Source organism: Mesorhizobium sp. M0802, from assembly GCF_040320115.1.
Classification (GTDB): Bacteria; Pseudomonadota; Alphaproteobacteria; order Rhizobiales; family Rhizobiaceae; genus Mesorhizobium.
Genome location: NZ_JAMYOY010000008.1, coordinates 25,555 through 39,291 on the forward strand (window position 1 = coordinate 25,555; position 13,737 = coordinate 39,291).

General features: G+C 61.5%; 15 protein-coding genes and 3 pseudogenes. 14 read left to right on the forward strand and 4 right to left on the reverse strand.

Annotation, left to right across the window (positions count from 1 at the left end):
- Window positions 1–84 precede the first annotated feature (84 nt).
- Window positions 85–795, reverse strand: coding sequence for a hypothetical protein (locus tag NKI10_RS13435; protein ID WP_352860360.1), 711 nt, complete (start codon window positions 793–795; stop codon window positions 85–87).
- Window positions 796–887: 92 nt separating this feature from the next.
- Here NKI10_RS13435 and NKI10_RS13440 point away from each other — a divergent pair, with 92 nt between their 5' ends.
- A complete protein-coding gene (locus NKI10_RS13440) occupies window positions 888–1,274 on the forward strand; it encodes a hypothetical protein (protein WP_352860362.1) in 387 nt (128 codons plus the stop codon).
- A gap of 12 nt (window positions 1,275–1,286) precedes the next feature.
- Window positions 1,287–1,748 (forward strand): ImmA/IrrE family metallo-endopeptidase, encoded by a 462-nt coding sequence (locus NKI10_RS13445; RefSeq protein WP_352860364.1) that lies wholly within the window; start codon window positions 1,287–1,289, stop codon window positions 1,746–1,748.
- Between the two features lie 38 nt (window positions 1,749–1,786).
- Here the strand turns inward: NKI10_RS13445 and NKI10_RS13450 are convergent, their stop codons facing one another.
- The gene (locus NKI10_RS13450) at window positions 1,787–2,770 is read right to left on the reverse strand and encodes an IS1595 family transposase (protein WP_352860366.1); all 984 of its coding nucleotides are present in this window, start codon (window positions 2,768–2,770) and stop codon (window positions 1,787–1,789) included.
- A 461-nt stretch (window positions 2,771–3,231) separates the two neighbouring features.
- Here NKI10_RS13450 and NKI10_RS13455 point away from each other — a divergent pair, with 461 nt between their 5' ends.
- The 5 genes and pseudogenes from NKI10_RS13455 (at window position 3,232) to NKI10_RS13475 (ending at window position 6,385) form a co-directional block, all read left to right on the forward strand.
- Window positions 3,232–3,663 (forward strand): hypothetical protein, encoded by a 432-nt coding sequence (locus NKI10_RS13455; RefSeq protein WP_352537564.1) that lies wholly within the window; start codon window positions 3,232–3,234, stop codon window positions 3,661–3,663.
- The gene (locus NKI10_RS13460; RefSeq protein ID WP_023747786.1) at window positions 3,656–4,039 is read left to right on the forward strand and encodes a hypothetical protein; all 384 of its coding nucleotides are present in this window, start codon (window positions 3,656–3,658) and stop codon (window positions 4,037–4,039) included. Before NKI10_RS13455 ends, NKI10_RS13460 begins: the two co-directional genes overlap by 8 nt.
- Window positions 3,966–4,641, forward strand: a pseudogene (locus NKI10_RS13465) (terminase large subunit domain-containing protein); the annotation flags it as partial. The gene NKI10_RS13460 and the pseudogene NKI10_RS13465, both read left to right, overlap by 74 nt.
- Window positions 4,642–4,891: 250 nt before the next feature.
- Window positions 4,892–5,641: pseudogene (locus NKI10_RS13470) on the forward strand (phage terminase large subunit family protein); the annotation flags it as partial.
- A gap of 138 nt (window positions 5,642–5,779) precedes the next feature.
- A complete protein-coding gene (locus tag NKI10_RS13475) occupies window positions 5,780–6,385 on the forward strand; it encodes a hypothetical protein (RefSeq protein WP_352860369.1) in 606 nt (201 codons plus the stop codon).
- Between the two features lie 87 nt (window positions 6,386–6,472).
- Here NKI10_RS13475 and NKI10_RS13480 read toward each other — a convergent pair whose 3' ends face one another.
- Window positions 6,473–6,892: a hypothetical protein gene (locus NKI10_RS13480; RefSeq protein WP_156929835.1), complete on the reverse strand. Its 420-nt coding sequence runs from the start codon at window positions 6,890–6,892 to the stop codon at window positions 6,473–6,475.
- A gap of 148 nt (window positions 6,893–7,040) precedes the next feature.
- On the opposite strand from NKI10_RS13480, the gene NKI10_RS13485 reads away from it, so the two are divergent.
- The 7 genes and pseudogenes from NKI10_RS13485 (at window position 7,041) to NKI10_RS13515 (ending at window position 12,810) form a co-directional block, all read left to right on the forward strand.
- Window positions 7,041–7,568 carry a hypothetical protein gene (locus tag NKI10_RS13485; protein ID WP_023743942.1) on the forward strand — a complete coding sequence of 176 codons (528 nt, stop codon included), beginning with the start codon at window positions 7,041–7,043 and terminating at the stop codon, window positions 7,566–7,568.
- A 10-nt stretch (window positions 7,569–7,578) separates the two neighbouring features.
- Complete coding sequence (locus tag NKI10_RS13490) at window positions 7,579–7,704, forward strand: hypothetical protein (protein WP_023740006.1); 126 nt, start codon at window positions 7,579–7,581, stop codon at window positions 7,702–7,704.
- Between the two features lie 304 nt (window positions 7,705–8,008).
- Window positions 8,009–9,196, forward strand: a complete 1,188-nt coding sequence (locus tag NKI10_RS13495) for an acyltransferase family protein (protein ID WP_352860372.1) — start codon at window positions 8,009–8,011, stop codon at window positions 9,194–9,196.
- Window positions 9,197–9,407: 211 nt separating this feature from the next.
- Entirely contained in the window at window positions 9,408–11,201 is a 1,794-nt protein-coding gene (locus NKI10_RS13500; RefSeq protein WP_352860374.1) for a portal protein, read from the forward strand.
- Window positions 11,198–11,518 (forward strand): Bbp19 family protein, encoded by a 321-nt coding sequence (locus tag NKI10_RS13505; protein ID WP_031194382.1) that lies wholly within the window; start codon window positions 11,198–11,200, stop codon window positions 11,516–11,518. The genes NKI10_RS13500 and NKI10_RS13505 overlap by 4 nt, the downstream gene beginning before the upstream one ends.
- A gap of 269 nt (window positions 11,519–11,787) precedes the next feature.
- A pseudogene (locus NKI10_RS13510) lies at window positions 11,788–11,916 on the forward strand (IS1595 family transposase); the annotation flags it as partial.
- Between the two features lie 132 nt (window positions 11,917–12,048).
- Window positions 12,049–12,810, forward strand: coding sequence for a phosphoribosyltransferase (locus NKI10_RS13515; protein ID WP_023739166.1), 762 nt, complete (start codon window positions 12,049–12,051; stop codon window positions 12,808–12,810).
- A gap of 567 nt (window positions 12,811–13,377) precedes the next feature.
- Here the strand turns inward: NKI10_RS13515 and NKI10_RS13520 are convergent.
- Window positions 13,378–13,695, reverse strand: a complete 318-nt coding sequence (locus NKI10_RS13520; RefSeq protein ID WP_023739167.1) for a YMGG-like glycine zipper-containing protein — start codon at window positions 13,693–13,695, stop codon at window positions 13,378–13,380.
- Window positions 13,696–13,737: the final 42 nt, after the last annotated feature.

Below are 13,737 nucleotides of genomic sequence, written 5' to 3' on the forward strand. Positions count from 1 at the left end.
TATTTCCTAATTATATACTTGACGTACCAGCGACCGATTCGATAAAGCAGCCGGGACAGGCCGGCACTGACAACGAGGTAGAGATCACGCCCCAGATGATTGAGGCTGGCGCATCTCGATTTTGTGAACTTCAAGGAGCTTCAACAAGTCACGTGGTGGCGGAGGTATATCGGGCAATGGTGAAGGCAGGGGCACAAAAACAGCGTCCATAAGATCTTCCCCAAAGGTGCACACGCGTTGCATTTCCGAGATCGTCATTTCCCAAAATTCGGTGTCATCAGGAATGTATCGATAGCTCAAGTGGGGGATGGCCTTATACGAGGAGATAAGGATTCCATCCTCCTCCTCGATGTACCTGGAGTGAGCGATTAGGTTTCGATTTCCAAGGCAGATGTCATACTGGGATTGGAAGGCGAGAAGGGCGGAAGTGACCTTGGTAGTAAACGCCAATTCAGCAACAGCGCCCCGAAACAGGTCTCCTCTCTGTCTGTTACCCATCGGGTCAACTACCCTGCTGCCCAAGCGAGAACTGGCGCCGGTCGCTAAACCGAAGCCGAGCATTTCCAGCAAAATACCCACGTGGATATCTTCGATATCGTTCCAAGCGATAACGACCACGCCGACCGCGTGGACTAGCTCACGCGGCAGCGGCTTAGTTTTAACCAGATAGTCTGGTATCGTGCGCGGACCGGGCCAAGAGTAATTTTCCATGCGAGAAACCCCCAAAGACAAAGACCAGGAAAAGGGCGACGAGGTATTGCGCCGCCTTCTGAAAACGCCGCCGAAGCCGCACATTGAGCCGGCCCCATCAAAAGACCAAAAGCCAAAAGTCGCGACCAGACGCAAGAGGTTGCAAAAACCAGCCTCGTAAGCAATGCTCTAAAATTATGAGATTGCAGGCGCTAAGTATTTTTCTGGTCGTCATTATTTTTGCCCTTGTCATTGAGATGCTTCATGACAAGGGCTTTATCGTTTTCAATGGCGGTCTTGAATTATCATCGGTGCTACTATCGGCGGCCAGTTTGGTGGTAACAGGCGTCGGAGTTATGGCCGGCATTCTCGCAATCTTTGGGTACGGACAGATTAAGGATGCCGCCATACATGCCTCCCGGACGGAGGCCCGTACGGTCGCTGAAGATGCGGCTCGAAGAGTAGCGACGGAAGTGGCATCGTCTGTAGCCGCGCGAGTCGCGCGGGAAGTCCCGCCCTCTACAACCACAGACGAGCAGGCCGCCGAGATTGTTCAGGCGCTCGACAATGAGGACCAAGCATGATTCAAGGGCGCAATGGAACCCTTTGAGGTAATAGCGAGGTACCAGAACAAGCCGCCAGTGCCGCTGGATAGGATTTGCGCTGACCTAGGCTTGCGCATCTCCTATGCGAACCTTGGGTCAGATGTCGCTGGCCAGATAATTCGAGATGGTCGAAGCCATTCCGGATACTCGATCTTTATCAACTCCACTCAGCATCCGAACCGACAGAGGTTCACATTGGCGCATGAAATCGCACATTTCGCGCTTCATCGTGATTTGATCGAGAGCGGCATCATAGATGACACAATGTACCGCAGCGAGTTGAGCGACGTTTATGAGGTCCAAGCAAACAAGATGGCGGCAGATATTCTGATGCCAATTCGTTTGGTAAAGAAACAACGGGAATTGCTGGGGGGAGACGTGGGCGCATTGGCCCGCGTCTTCCAAGTCTCACAAGCATCAATGAAAATTCGGCTTGACGGCCTTAGGGCTTAATCTTCTTACGCAGACGCATTAATTTTCGCGCCTTCTGCTTAGGGGTGACTGGCTTCACCAATCCGCCGATAGGTAAGGCGCTTGTCGCGAGCCATGCGAAGCAAATCTTCGGCGCGCTCTGCATCTGAGACTTTCAGAGCAGTGCGACGATTGTAGCGGAAATCGAACTCAGCCAAGTAGCGGTGCAAGTGAGCCTCGCCGCAATGCTGATAAACGCCGACCATGCCGCGCTTGAACACTGAGAACACGCCTTCAATCGTATTGGAGTGGATCGTCTCCGCGCCTTCGTAGCGCACGTATTCGCCAGCGGCGTGATTGGTCGTCTTGTGCGATGCGTATTCCTCGCCAGTGCGCGTGTAGAGGCGCGACGAGTCGGTATAGAGCGTCGTGTCACGCGACACGTTGCGGACCAGCACATCGCGCACGGTTGAGGCCGTAGCGTTGTTCAAATGGAACATGCGGGCTTTGCCGCCGCGCTCGACCAAACCAACCACAATGCGCTTATGCGCGCCGCCACCCTTGCCCTTCTTGGTGAAGGGACGGCCCTTGCGCTGCTCTGAAACGCGAGGCGTCTCACGCTTGCCGATATAGGTCTCGTCGGCTTCAACGGTCTTGCCTTCGCCGCCAAGCGGACCGGCAGACTTAACGTCTTCCTTCATGGCTTCACGAATGCGATGGGCCATAAACCAAGCGGTCTTGTAGGTGACGCCAAGCATACGGTGCAGCTGGTGCGCGCTCATGCCTTTCTTCGATGAGGCATAGAGATGCGAAGCCAGTACCCACTTGTGCAGGCCGATCTTGGAACGCTCGAATACGGTGCCGACAGTGACAGAGAACGGCGCACGGCATTCGTTGCACTTGTAGACACCGGGGCGAGTGGACTTGCCCGCTAATTTGGTAATGCGCTCAGGATTGGCATTGCCGCAACGAGGGCAGAACGGGCCGTGGGGCCAATGGATAGCCTCCAAATGCTCGCGGGCCTTGTCGGCGTCGTGGTAAATGGCGTTGGTCAGATCGAACATTGCGATAACTCCTTGGATTCGTTATCGCAAAATCCGTCTGGTACGTCAAGTATATAACTAGGAATTATTTCTTATCTGCATTGACGGGTGAGGGCAGCTTTGCTATTATTTACCCATGGTGCTGATTTGCGCCAGCGACCCGCCCACAAGGCGGGTTTTGTTTTCCTGATGCCCACAACGTGCGGATATCGGATGTCGGCGGGACAGCACCCCCCTCTGGCCTGCCGGACATTCGTCGTTCGGAAAGCCAAGCAATTGGCTTTCCGTCCGCTGCGCGGACCACTCCTCAACCCCCACACGGGGGGAGATCGGACTGCCGCTTTGCTTTCGCCAATCGTCAGCGCTGCATATTGGTCGCGACCCTGGAGCTGCCAATCTCCCCCCTAGAGGGGGAGATGTCCGGCAGGACAGAGGGGGGAACGCTATCTTCGGTTCATTCTGCCTTATCCGCGAGGCCTCCCTTGTCCAACCGCTATGCCACCATCATCACCGACGATGACGGCCGCGAGGTCGTCAGCGCCATTGGCGTGTTCGAGGGCACCGCCTCGCAAGCGCGCATCGGCCGCGTCGAGCCGGTCGTGCCGGGCGTGCTGATCGGCATGGTTCGCGGTGGCCCTGTCGATGCAGTCGGCGGCTTCGGTTTTCCGCGCGGCACGCACGACGGCCGGGCGATCGCCCTTGCCAGGGCAACCCTGAAAGCCGCGCCCGCCGGAAAACGCCACGCGCCGGCCGCTGATGCGGCCCGCAAGGCCCCTCCAAAACGGTCAAGGGCAAAATCGGCTCGGCGCAAGTCCGGCAAGATCAAGTCCGGCAAGATCAAGCGGGCAAGGCCGGCAAAGCAGGCGAAGCAGGCAGCGACCGCCGAGCCCGCAGGGATCTCGGATCATGGCTGACCGGACGGCGCCGCGTTCTCGTCCTGGCCGCAAGGCGACTGCCGCCGCTGCCAAGCCGAAGCGGACGAAGAAGACGCTTGGCGATGATTTCCTCGACGCGGTGCGCGCCGACTTCCGCGCCCATGGCGCCGGCGTCATTGCCGCGGTCCGGGCCGACAAGCCCGACCAGTATCTGAAGATCGTGCAATCGGTGCTGCCCAAGGATCTGGCCAAGGATTTGCATGTTTCATCTGACCTGGAAGCCCTGAGCGATGACGAGATCCGCCGCCGCATCCGCGGCCTCGAAGCCGTCCTCGGGCCGTTTGGCGACCAGCCTGAAGGCGCGCCGCCACTATCTGGCGCTGCTGCAGGAGCTGGACCGCAGGCGCAGGACTAACCAGCTTGCCGCCTACCGGCCTTATCCCAGGCAGGCGGAGTTTCACGCCGCCGGCGCGCAGAACCGGGAACGTCTGTTCATGGCCGGCAACCAGCTCGGCAAGACCAGGGCCGGCGGCGCCGAATGGGCCATGCATCTCACCGGCCGCTACCCCGCGTGGTGGCAGGGCAAGACCTTCGACACCCCCGTCAGGCTATGGGCTGCCGGCGTGACGGGCGAGGGCACGCGCGACAACCCGCAGCGCGTGCTGGTCGGCCCGCCGCAGCAGCAGGCGGCATGGGGCACCGGCATGATCCCGGCCAACGCCATTTTGCACACGACCATGGGCCGCGGCGCCCCGGGCGCGCTCGACAGCATCGTGGTGCGCTGGGGCGGCGGCGGCGACGTGCAGGCCGATGAATCGGTGCTTTCGTTCAAGAGCTATGAGAAGGGCCGCGAAAAGTGGCAGGGCGAAACCCTGCACGGCGTCTGGTTCGACGAGGAGCCGCCGCTCGATATCTATTCCGAAGGCCTGACCCGCACCAACGCGACGGGTGGCATCACCATGGTGACGTTTACGCCGCTGCTTGGCATGAGCGACGTGGTGCTGCGTTTTTTGTCGGGTGAGGTGCGCGCTCTTCCTCCCCCCCTTGTGGGAGAAGGTGGATCGGCGCGATAGCGCCGAGACGGATGAGGGGTGTTCCAGCGGAGTGACGCGTCGGCGTTCCCTGGAACACCCCTCATCCGTCGCCTTCGGCGACACCTTCTCCCACAAGGGGAGAAGGGAAGACCCGCCGCGTCCGGCCCAAAAATATCGTGCGCAAACAAAGCCATATCACGGCATCCCGAATCAATCCGGCAGGCCCCATGACCCGTCACGTCACCTTCATGACCATCGATGACGCCGAACATTATTCGCCGGACGAGCGAGCCGCGATCATTGCCGCCTATCCCGAGCATGAGCGCGAGGCGCGGGCGCGCGGCGTTCCGGTGCTGGGCTCCGGCCGCATCTTTCCGATTGCCGAGGAGCTGATCGCCTGCGAGCCGTTCCGGCTGCCGCGCTACTGGCCGCGGATAGGCGCGCTCGATTTCGGCTGGGATCATCCGTCGGCCGCCGTCGAGCTTGCCTGGGATACGGAGGCCGATGTCGTCTATATCTCCAAGGCTGCCCGCGCCTCGCAGCAGACGCCGGCCATGCAGGTGCTGGCGCTGAAGCCGTGGGGCAAATGGCTGCCCTGGGCATGGCCGCGCGATGGCCGCCGCGAGACGCTGGAAGGCGCGGGCACCGCGCTTGCCAGACAATACGCCGCGCACGGGCTGAACATGCTGTCGGGCCACGCCCGCTTCGCCGACGGCTCGGTCTCGGTCGAGGCGGGGCTGATGGAAATGCTCGACCGCATGCAATCCGGCCGCTTCAAGGTGTTTTCGACGCTGCTGCCCTGGTTCGAGGAATTCAGGCTTTTTCACCGAAAGGACGGCAAGGTGGTGAAACTGCGCGACGATTTGATGGCCGCGACGCGCTATGGCGTGATGATGCTGCGGGAAGCGGTGGTTGATCCCGCGGAGTTCAAGAGCGCGAGGCGGACGACCGGGCAGAGTGATCCGCTGGGGGCGTTTCGGTGAGGGGCAAGCGCCCTCGATCTTTCCAAGAGTCTTCGATCCGACAAAGCCCGCGAGGCGGGCGGGCGAACGCGTGTGGCCCGGCCCTGCTGTGGTCGCCAGCGCTGCGCGCCTTTGTTCAAAGCCAGGGAGCAGCCAACAATGGTACACATCATCCCACTCTCCGTTGGTCGGCGACGGCTCGATGCGGGGAACGCAGTGCAGTATCCGCAAGGGTCGCCCATCGGCGGCGCCATGCAGGGTTTTGGCGACGAGCTTTCCGCACTGGCCGAGCACTACCGGAAGATGACAGAGCGACAGGAGGCCTTCGACGCCGAGATCGCACGCCGCCAATTCAACGGCCGGATCGCGTTGGCCGAAGACGAGCTGGCGGCGAAGGCGCCGGCCGACGGCGCGGGCATGCACGAGGCCATGTACGGCCAGCTGGACCCGTATGACGGCCGAGCGGTGAAGCCCGGTCTGTTCGACAAGATGTTCGGCGAGGTCTTGCCGAGCATGCCCGAAAGCCAACGCGCCAACTTTGCCAAGCAGAAGGAGGCGATGCGCATGGCAGGCGCGGTGCGCATGGCGCAGCGGCAGCTCCAGCGGGGCAAGGATTATGAACAGAACCAATGGTCCGGGGTCCAGCGCGCCGAGCTTGACGCCATCGCTCAAAGCAATCCCAACGACACTGTGGCTTTTAACGCCGCTCGCCGGCGCGGCCTCGATGTTCCACTACCAGAGGACTACTATTCAGCTTGGCCGTAAAATAGATCCATATCGGTGCCGCTCAGAAAGGGCCACCTCTTTATTAGGCGGTGTCCTTTATTGTGAAAACAATCATCATCCGTTCAGCTACGGCGCGCAGCCAACATCAACAAAATTTAGTAGTGGTTCGACGCCTTCATCGTCCCGAACGGTATAGAATGCATCTGGGTAAGTTTCAGCGGACCTCCAATTGAAGTTCTTGACTGTATCCGGACCTACCGCAAACATATAGGAAGGCATCGGACCACTGATAAATCCGTGGTCGCCCTCTTTCGTCACCAGCTCCGCCGCCGTGGCCGGCTGCAAAAGCTTCTTATCCGCCGTGAAGGCGGCTTTACCGGAACCTTGTCTGATGACGGTCACGACAATCCCCGACTCGAGTTCCTTGAAGAGCACGCCCTTTGGGCAGCTTTGCCACAGAGTGTCCGTCTTATCCACGTCGTCCGACTGAGCCGCGCCAAATGGCAACGCAAACACCGCCATCGCGGCGAGAATGAGCGATCGCAACGATACCTCCTATGGTTGTATTTCGAACGTTATAGCCCTGTTATGGTTGTGGCAAGCGCTGCGAAAGCATCGACGTCATCTTCCGACGCCTTTGATGGCAGGATTCCGAGGGTCTTCGCAACGCTGCCTCGCGCGGGATGGGATATCCATGGCCGTCCGCATCATTCCCGCCACGCTGCGCGATCTCTCCTACATCGCCGCCAATCTGCGTGCCGAGGACCGGGCCGAGATCGACTGCCAGCTTGACCATTGGTCGCCGGCCCTGCTGGCGGTCACCGCGCTGCAGGGCTTTGCCTATGTTGCCGAGCTAGACGGCAATCCGGAGGCCGGCTTCGGCGCTGCCGAACAGCGCGGCGGGCTGTGGATCGCCTGGAGCTGGGGCACGCGCCGCATGAAGCGCTGCGTGCCTGGCATCACCGGCCACTTCCATGCGGTGCTTGGGCCGAAGGTTGCGGCGCGGGGCGCCTGGCGGGTCGAGGCGCGGGCGCTCGCCGCCAACGAACTGGCTCTGCGCTGGCTCGGCCGGCTCGGCGCCACCCAACGCTGCCGGTTGCCTGGATATGGCCGCAACGGCGAAGACTTTTTCCTCTACGACTGGACAAGAGAAGGCTGGAACCATGTGTCTCTTTCAAAAGCCGCCGGCGCTGAAGCCGCTGCCACCGACCCCGACCATTGAAGACAAGGACGTGCAGGCGCGCGAGGCCGCCCTGCGGACTGAACTCGAACAGCGCCAGGGCACGGCGGCGACGGTGAAAACCGACCTCGCGCCCGGCGACCTCACCGGCCAGCGCCGCGTTCTGCTGGGGGTATGACCATGACCGCGATGAAACGCAGTTTCAGCAAGCGCGTGCTGGCGTGGTGGTACTGGCGACGGCATGCCAGGCTGGTGAAGCGGAGGTGACGCATCTTACCCTCCGCCTTGTGGGGAGGGTCGTAGGCTGAGCCGCACGGTACGTGCGGTTCAGCCTGCGGGGTGGGGTCTGCGCTGCACCCGTCTCCCTCGCTTTACTTTGCAAAGCGAACTCGCCGACCCTCCCCACAAGGGAGAGGGTGTAGCAATTCGTCATCTCTCAGCGGCTTGACAATCGCTCCTCAGGCGCCATGCTGCAGTGCAACATGGCTAGCTACGAAACCAGCATCATCAAGTCTTCGCGCATCGAATGCCTGGACGGGCTTCGCGCGCTTGCGGCGATCTGGGTGCTGGTCGGGCACTGCATGCTTTTGACCGGCTGGCAAATTCCGATCGTCGGCGAGCCGGATCTCGGCGTCGACCTGTTCATCATGCTGTCCGGCTTCCTGATGGTGTTCCACTATCAGCTGCGCCAGGAAAAGGAGCCTTGGCAAAGACCGGAAACCTGGCTGAAATTCTGGACGCGCCGCTATTTCAGGATCGCGCCGCTGTTCTATGTCATGCTTTTCCTGGCGCTGGCGCTTGGCCCCTATCTCTACGATTGCAGGATCATCATCGACGAGTTCCTCTCCAGATCGCACCAGGCGCCGGAACGCTACCTCGACGGCAGCCTGAAAAACATCGTTGCCCATCTCACCTTCCTGTTTGGGCTGGTGCCGAACCTCGCCTATCGCACGCCGCTGCCTGACTGGAGCCTGGGGCTGGAGATGCAGTTCTATGCCATGTTCCCGGCCGTCATGCTGCTGGTGCGCAGGCTGGACTGGATCAGGAGCGCCCTTGTGGTCGCGGCGGCCGGCTGCGTCATCGTGTTTGCGATGCGGCTGTTGTCGATCCATTTTCCGATGCCGTCCTTTCTGCCGCTGAAGATGCAGATATTCCTGTGCGGGATGCTGCTGGCCGGAGTCGTGCATCAGAGCCAGCCGCGATCTATCCTGTACTTGGCACTGGCGCTGCTGCTGGCGGCGCTGCCCTTTGGCGGCGACCAGGGGCTGGGCAAGCTTCTGGTGCGCGAAGCGCTGGTGGCGGGCTTCTTTGCCCTGGTTCTCTACCGCATGCTGCCTGGAAGGGCGGGAACGCTGGCGCGAGCGATCGCCGTGACGCTCAGCAACCGGTTCTTCCACCTGATGGGCGAGCTTTCCTTTAGCATCTACCTGATCCATCTGCTGGTGCTGCAGCCCGTCGCGGCGTTCGTCATCAGTGAGTTCGGCCACGAATTGTCGGCGCCGCTGCGCTTCGCCATCGTCGTTGCCGTTGTGCTGCCGACGGTGACGTTGCTGTCCTGGATCACCTACACTCTGATCGAGGTCCCCGGCCAGAAGGCGGGCCGCTTCGTCGTCCAGCGCTTTGGCCGGAAAACTGCGCCGGTGCTCGAGGGCATCAAGCGCAGCGCGTAGTCGGCTGACGCTGCCGATCTCCCCCCTCGAGGGGGAGATGTCGCCGAAGGCGACAGAGGGGGGCGGTGCGACCGGACGCGACCTTCCACCACCGACAGATGACGCTAGCGCTCTACGCGCGGCGACCCCCTCTGGCCTGCCGGCCATCTCCCCCTCAAGTGGGGAGAAGCGCCGCTTCGCCGTCCATCCCTTCCTTACCAGCGAGCCCTTCATGACCGATTCCCGTGCCCGCGATATCCTGTCCCGCCAGTCCGAGCTCGAGACCGAGCGCTGCCAGTATGAGGCGGTGTGGGAGCAGGTGGCGGAATTTTGCGATCCCGATGCGCCCGATGTCTGGAGCGGCCGCAGGAGCGGCGGACCGGATTCGCAGGCCGAGCGGCAGGAGCGGCGCGGTGCCCGCGTCTATGCCAACACCATCAACTCGGCCGCCAATCGCCTCGCCGCCGGGCTCGAAAGCCTGATCATCCCGCAGTCGGAAAAATGGCACGGGCTGACCACCGCAGAAATGAACGACGAGGAGACCGACGAGGAGAAGGAATGGGCGGAAGGCTTGCGCGACTTCCTGTTTGCGCTGCGCTATTCCGACAACTCCAATTTCGTGCCGGCCACGCAGGCCTGCCTGCGCAATGTCGTGCGCTATGGCCCGGCCTATCTCTATGCCGAGGAAGGCTTTGGCGGCACGCTGATCCGCTATGCCTCGATCCCCGTGGTCGAGGGCTATCTCGCCCGCAACCGCTGGGGCCAGGTCGACATTTTCCACCGCCGCTACGAGCGCACGGCAAGACAGGCGGCGCAGCTGCTCGGCTACGAAAAAATGCCGGCGCGGATCAAGATGCTGGTCGACGATCCCGCCAAATGCGAGACGAAAATCTCGCTGATCCAGTGCATCCAGCCGCGCGACGAGCGCAAGATGTACCGGCTTTCCGGCGACTATCAGTATCTCGACACGGCATTCGCCTCCTATCACGTCATCGAGGACGAGGAGGAGATTGTCAGGGAAAGCGGGTTTCGGTCCTTCCCGGTGTCGACCTTCAACTGGCGCCGCTATGAGGGCGACCCCTATGGCATTTCGCCGACCATCGAAGCGCTGACGACGGTGCGCGAGGAGAACGCGGTACGCCGCTCCGGCCTGCGCGCGCTGCAGCAGATCACCGATCCGGCCACCGCCTCGAAAGCCAGGCTCGATTATGTCCCGGTGCTCAACCCCGGTGAGAATTATCCCGGCCTCATCGACGACAATGGAAGGCCGCTGATCCAGCCGATCGCGACCGGGCAGAACCCGACCTATGCCTTCAACTACGCGGCGAGCCGGGCAGAAGAAATCCGCGACATGATGTTCGTCAATTTGTTCCAGACGCTGGTGCAGAACCCGCAGATGACGGCGACCGAAGCGCTCATTCGCCAGGAAGAGAAGGGCGCGCTGCTCGGCCCCTCGGGCTCGATCATCCAGGCCGGCTTTGCCAGCAATCTCGACCGTGAACTAGGCATTCTCGAGGACAAGGGCCTTTATGACGAGGACAGCCGCTTCGCGCCGCCGGAAAGCCTCGCCGGCAAGTCGGTGCGGCCGACCTTCACCGGCCCGCTCGATGTGCTCAGGCGCTCGGCCGAAGCGCGCGACACCATCCAGGTGGTGACGACGGCCATGCAGATGGCGCAGTTCGATCCCGGCATCATGGACAATATCGACGGCGACGAGGCGCTGAAGATCGTGCAGAGCGCCGGCCGCAGCCCGCAGCGCATCTTTCGGCGCAAGGAGGAGGTGGAGGGTCTGCGTGGAGCAAGAGCACAGGCCCAACAGGCACAGGCCGGCATGGCGGCGATCGCCTCCGCCGGCAAGGTCGCCAAGGACGCGGTGCCGGCAGCGGTGCAGGCGCGCGACAGCGGGTTACTCGATGCATTGATGCTGCAGGCGGGCGCCGGCGGGCAAGCGACGGCCGTGCCGGCCGCGCCGGGCGCTGGCGGGAAGGCGACGGCCGTTCCGGCCGCGCCGGGGCAGGGCGCATGAGCGCCAAACGCTTCGCCCGCGCCAGTCAGGCCGGCGGCCCCGCCAAGGCGCGCGACGCGCTGACCAAGGCCTATCTCAGGGTGTTCTCCGGCGAGGACGGCGAAATGGTGCTGGCCGACCTCGCGGCAACCGTCGGCTACTACCGCCGCCCGTCCTATGGCGAGTGGATGGCCAGGACGAGGACGCCCAACGGCTTCGAACTGCACAGCGCGCTCAGCAACGCGCGGGCAGAAGTCGTGCAGCACATAATGGGGTTTCTGACGCTGGACGAGACGCAGCTGGCTGCGCTGGAGAAGGCGGCACGGGCGGAAGGGTAGGCGGCATCCGCAAAGCTGCCAATCTCCCCCCGTGTGGGGGAGATGTCCGGCAGGACAGAGGGGGGGCGCTGTCCCGCTAGCGTTTGCCGTGATTGCAGCTGCTCCAGGCAATATTTCGGGATATGCCTCCGGACCTGGCCACAAATGCACATGTCGCAGACGGCATGCCGATCCCCTCGGCTGGCCGTTTCTGGCCTTTAGATCCGGCCGGGATCATTCTTTTTCATCCCTTCCTCGACCATTGCTCGTTTCGCACCGCTACCTCAACCAATCACGCCGCATGGCTGGAAGATCACCGTCGCCAGTCGAATGGCGGCAATGCCTTCGCATTGCTTGGTGGTGCGCTCAATCATTCTGTTAGCCGCGTATGGGCTGGGTACTGGCAAAGAGCGGAATAGTATTGCAGAAGAGGCGATTGTTGAGATTCTACTGAATGTGCCCGCGTGAATAGCAAAATTGGCCGGCATCCCCGTCTACCTTGGCAGGCAGATGACCCACAGCTCATTCTTTCGCACTGTCGATGGAGCGAGTTGAAGGGAACCTATAAAAAATCGGCAAAGGAGGCGGCTAGAGGGACAGAGATATACGAGCGCGCCAAGAAGCAGTTTGACGAAAGCGCCGCCGCTGATTTGGTCGACCAATGCGTGCGTCAGACTGTGGTTGAGCAGATAATTGATCTTGTTCTCGCCAAGAAGAAACCCGCTCGGATAGTGATTCCTCACCCGGAATATGATCCTCACGATATGGACGAAGGAGGAAATGCCCTTCGCCCGACAAATGCGCTTCCATTTGCCTACGCCGCATATCTCGCCCAAGAAATGGACTGCCCCATCGATGACCAGATCATCGAAACGGCGCGTCCGGGTCGCACGAAATTGAAGCGGTTCCCACGGTTTTTGTGGCAACCAGCCTTCGCGGGAGAGGTGCGACAAGATTGCACCTATGTCTTGGCCGACGACAATTGTACCCTTGGCGGCACGTTGGCGACGCTGCGGAACTACATCCTTTCGAAGGGTGGAACCATCGCGGCAGTTACAGCTTTATCAACCAATGACGGCCTACACTGTCGTTTTCCCATTGCTGGGAATACGGTTGATGTGCTTAAGTCGACTTATTCTGTGGACATTTCGTCCCTCTGGATAGAGGAAATTGGCCATGACATTCGGTGTCTTACAGAGAGTGAAGGAACATTTCTGGCCGACTGGCCAAAAAGAAACCCAAGCTCCGATGGGGCCAGCCCATTTCAACGACTCAGAGATCGCCTCGCTGCGGCAGCAGCTAAAGGCGAATAGCGATTCTGCGCTTAAAATCCGCGCCGCGCGTGGCCACAAGGTTAACCCCCGAATCTTAGCGGCACGCAAAGCGGGCGCTAACGTCTAAACTCGTCTCTCGACGCGCTCTGTCTCCTTGGCCTTCCGCCTTCGCCGCACCTTCGCGGTATTGACGCACTGCCTGATCCGCTCGACTAGCGACGGCCCCCAGCCCCTCAGTTGAACAATGCGCTGGGCCGTCTCCTTGCTGCCTTCCGCCTCGCACTTCAGGATTATCCGTAAAGCTCGCCTTTCCGGAAGCGGCAGGGCTGCCGCCGCAATGGCGCGACCTCCGCGCGATTCGCCACAAGCGTGTTTATCGCGTGTTCGTATCGGGTCGAGCGAACGATGGGAGCAGCTCTTGGCATTCCCGGATTTTATGTGAAGCCACCAGGTAGCGGCAGTCGGAATGTTGGTGCGTTTGCTACATAAGACCGCAATTTCGCGGATTGAGCTTCGGCAACGCCAGCTTTTCAGATGGTGGCGCCGCCCCTCATCCGCCCTTCGGGCACCTTCTCCCCGTGAACGGGGAGAAGGTGGAGCCATTCCTCAATAATCGTTATTGTAATACCGGTCGTCGCAAGGCGCCGTGTAGATCCGGCCGTAGCGGTCCTGGTAGCGGCACAGCTGTTCGCCGCGGCGCTGCGGCGTGGTGGCCTGGCCGATGACGGCGCCGAGCAGGGCGCCGCCGGCGGCGCCGATCACGGTGCTCTTGGTGTTGCCGCCCAGCGCCTGGCCGGCGAGCGCGCCGACGCCGCCGCCGATAAGCGCGCCGTTGGTTGCCCTCTGCTGCTGTTCGGTCTGGGTCGCGCAGCCTGCCAGAGCGGCAGTCATGAGCACGGCGGCAATGGCTTGTCTGATGATCATCTTGGAACTCCTTTGAAGCCCCAAACGCGGATTGGAGCGAAT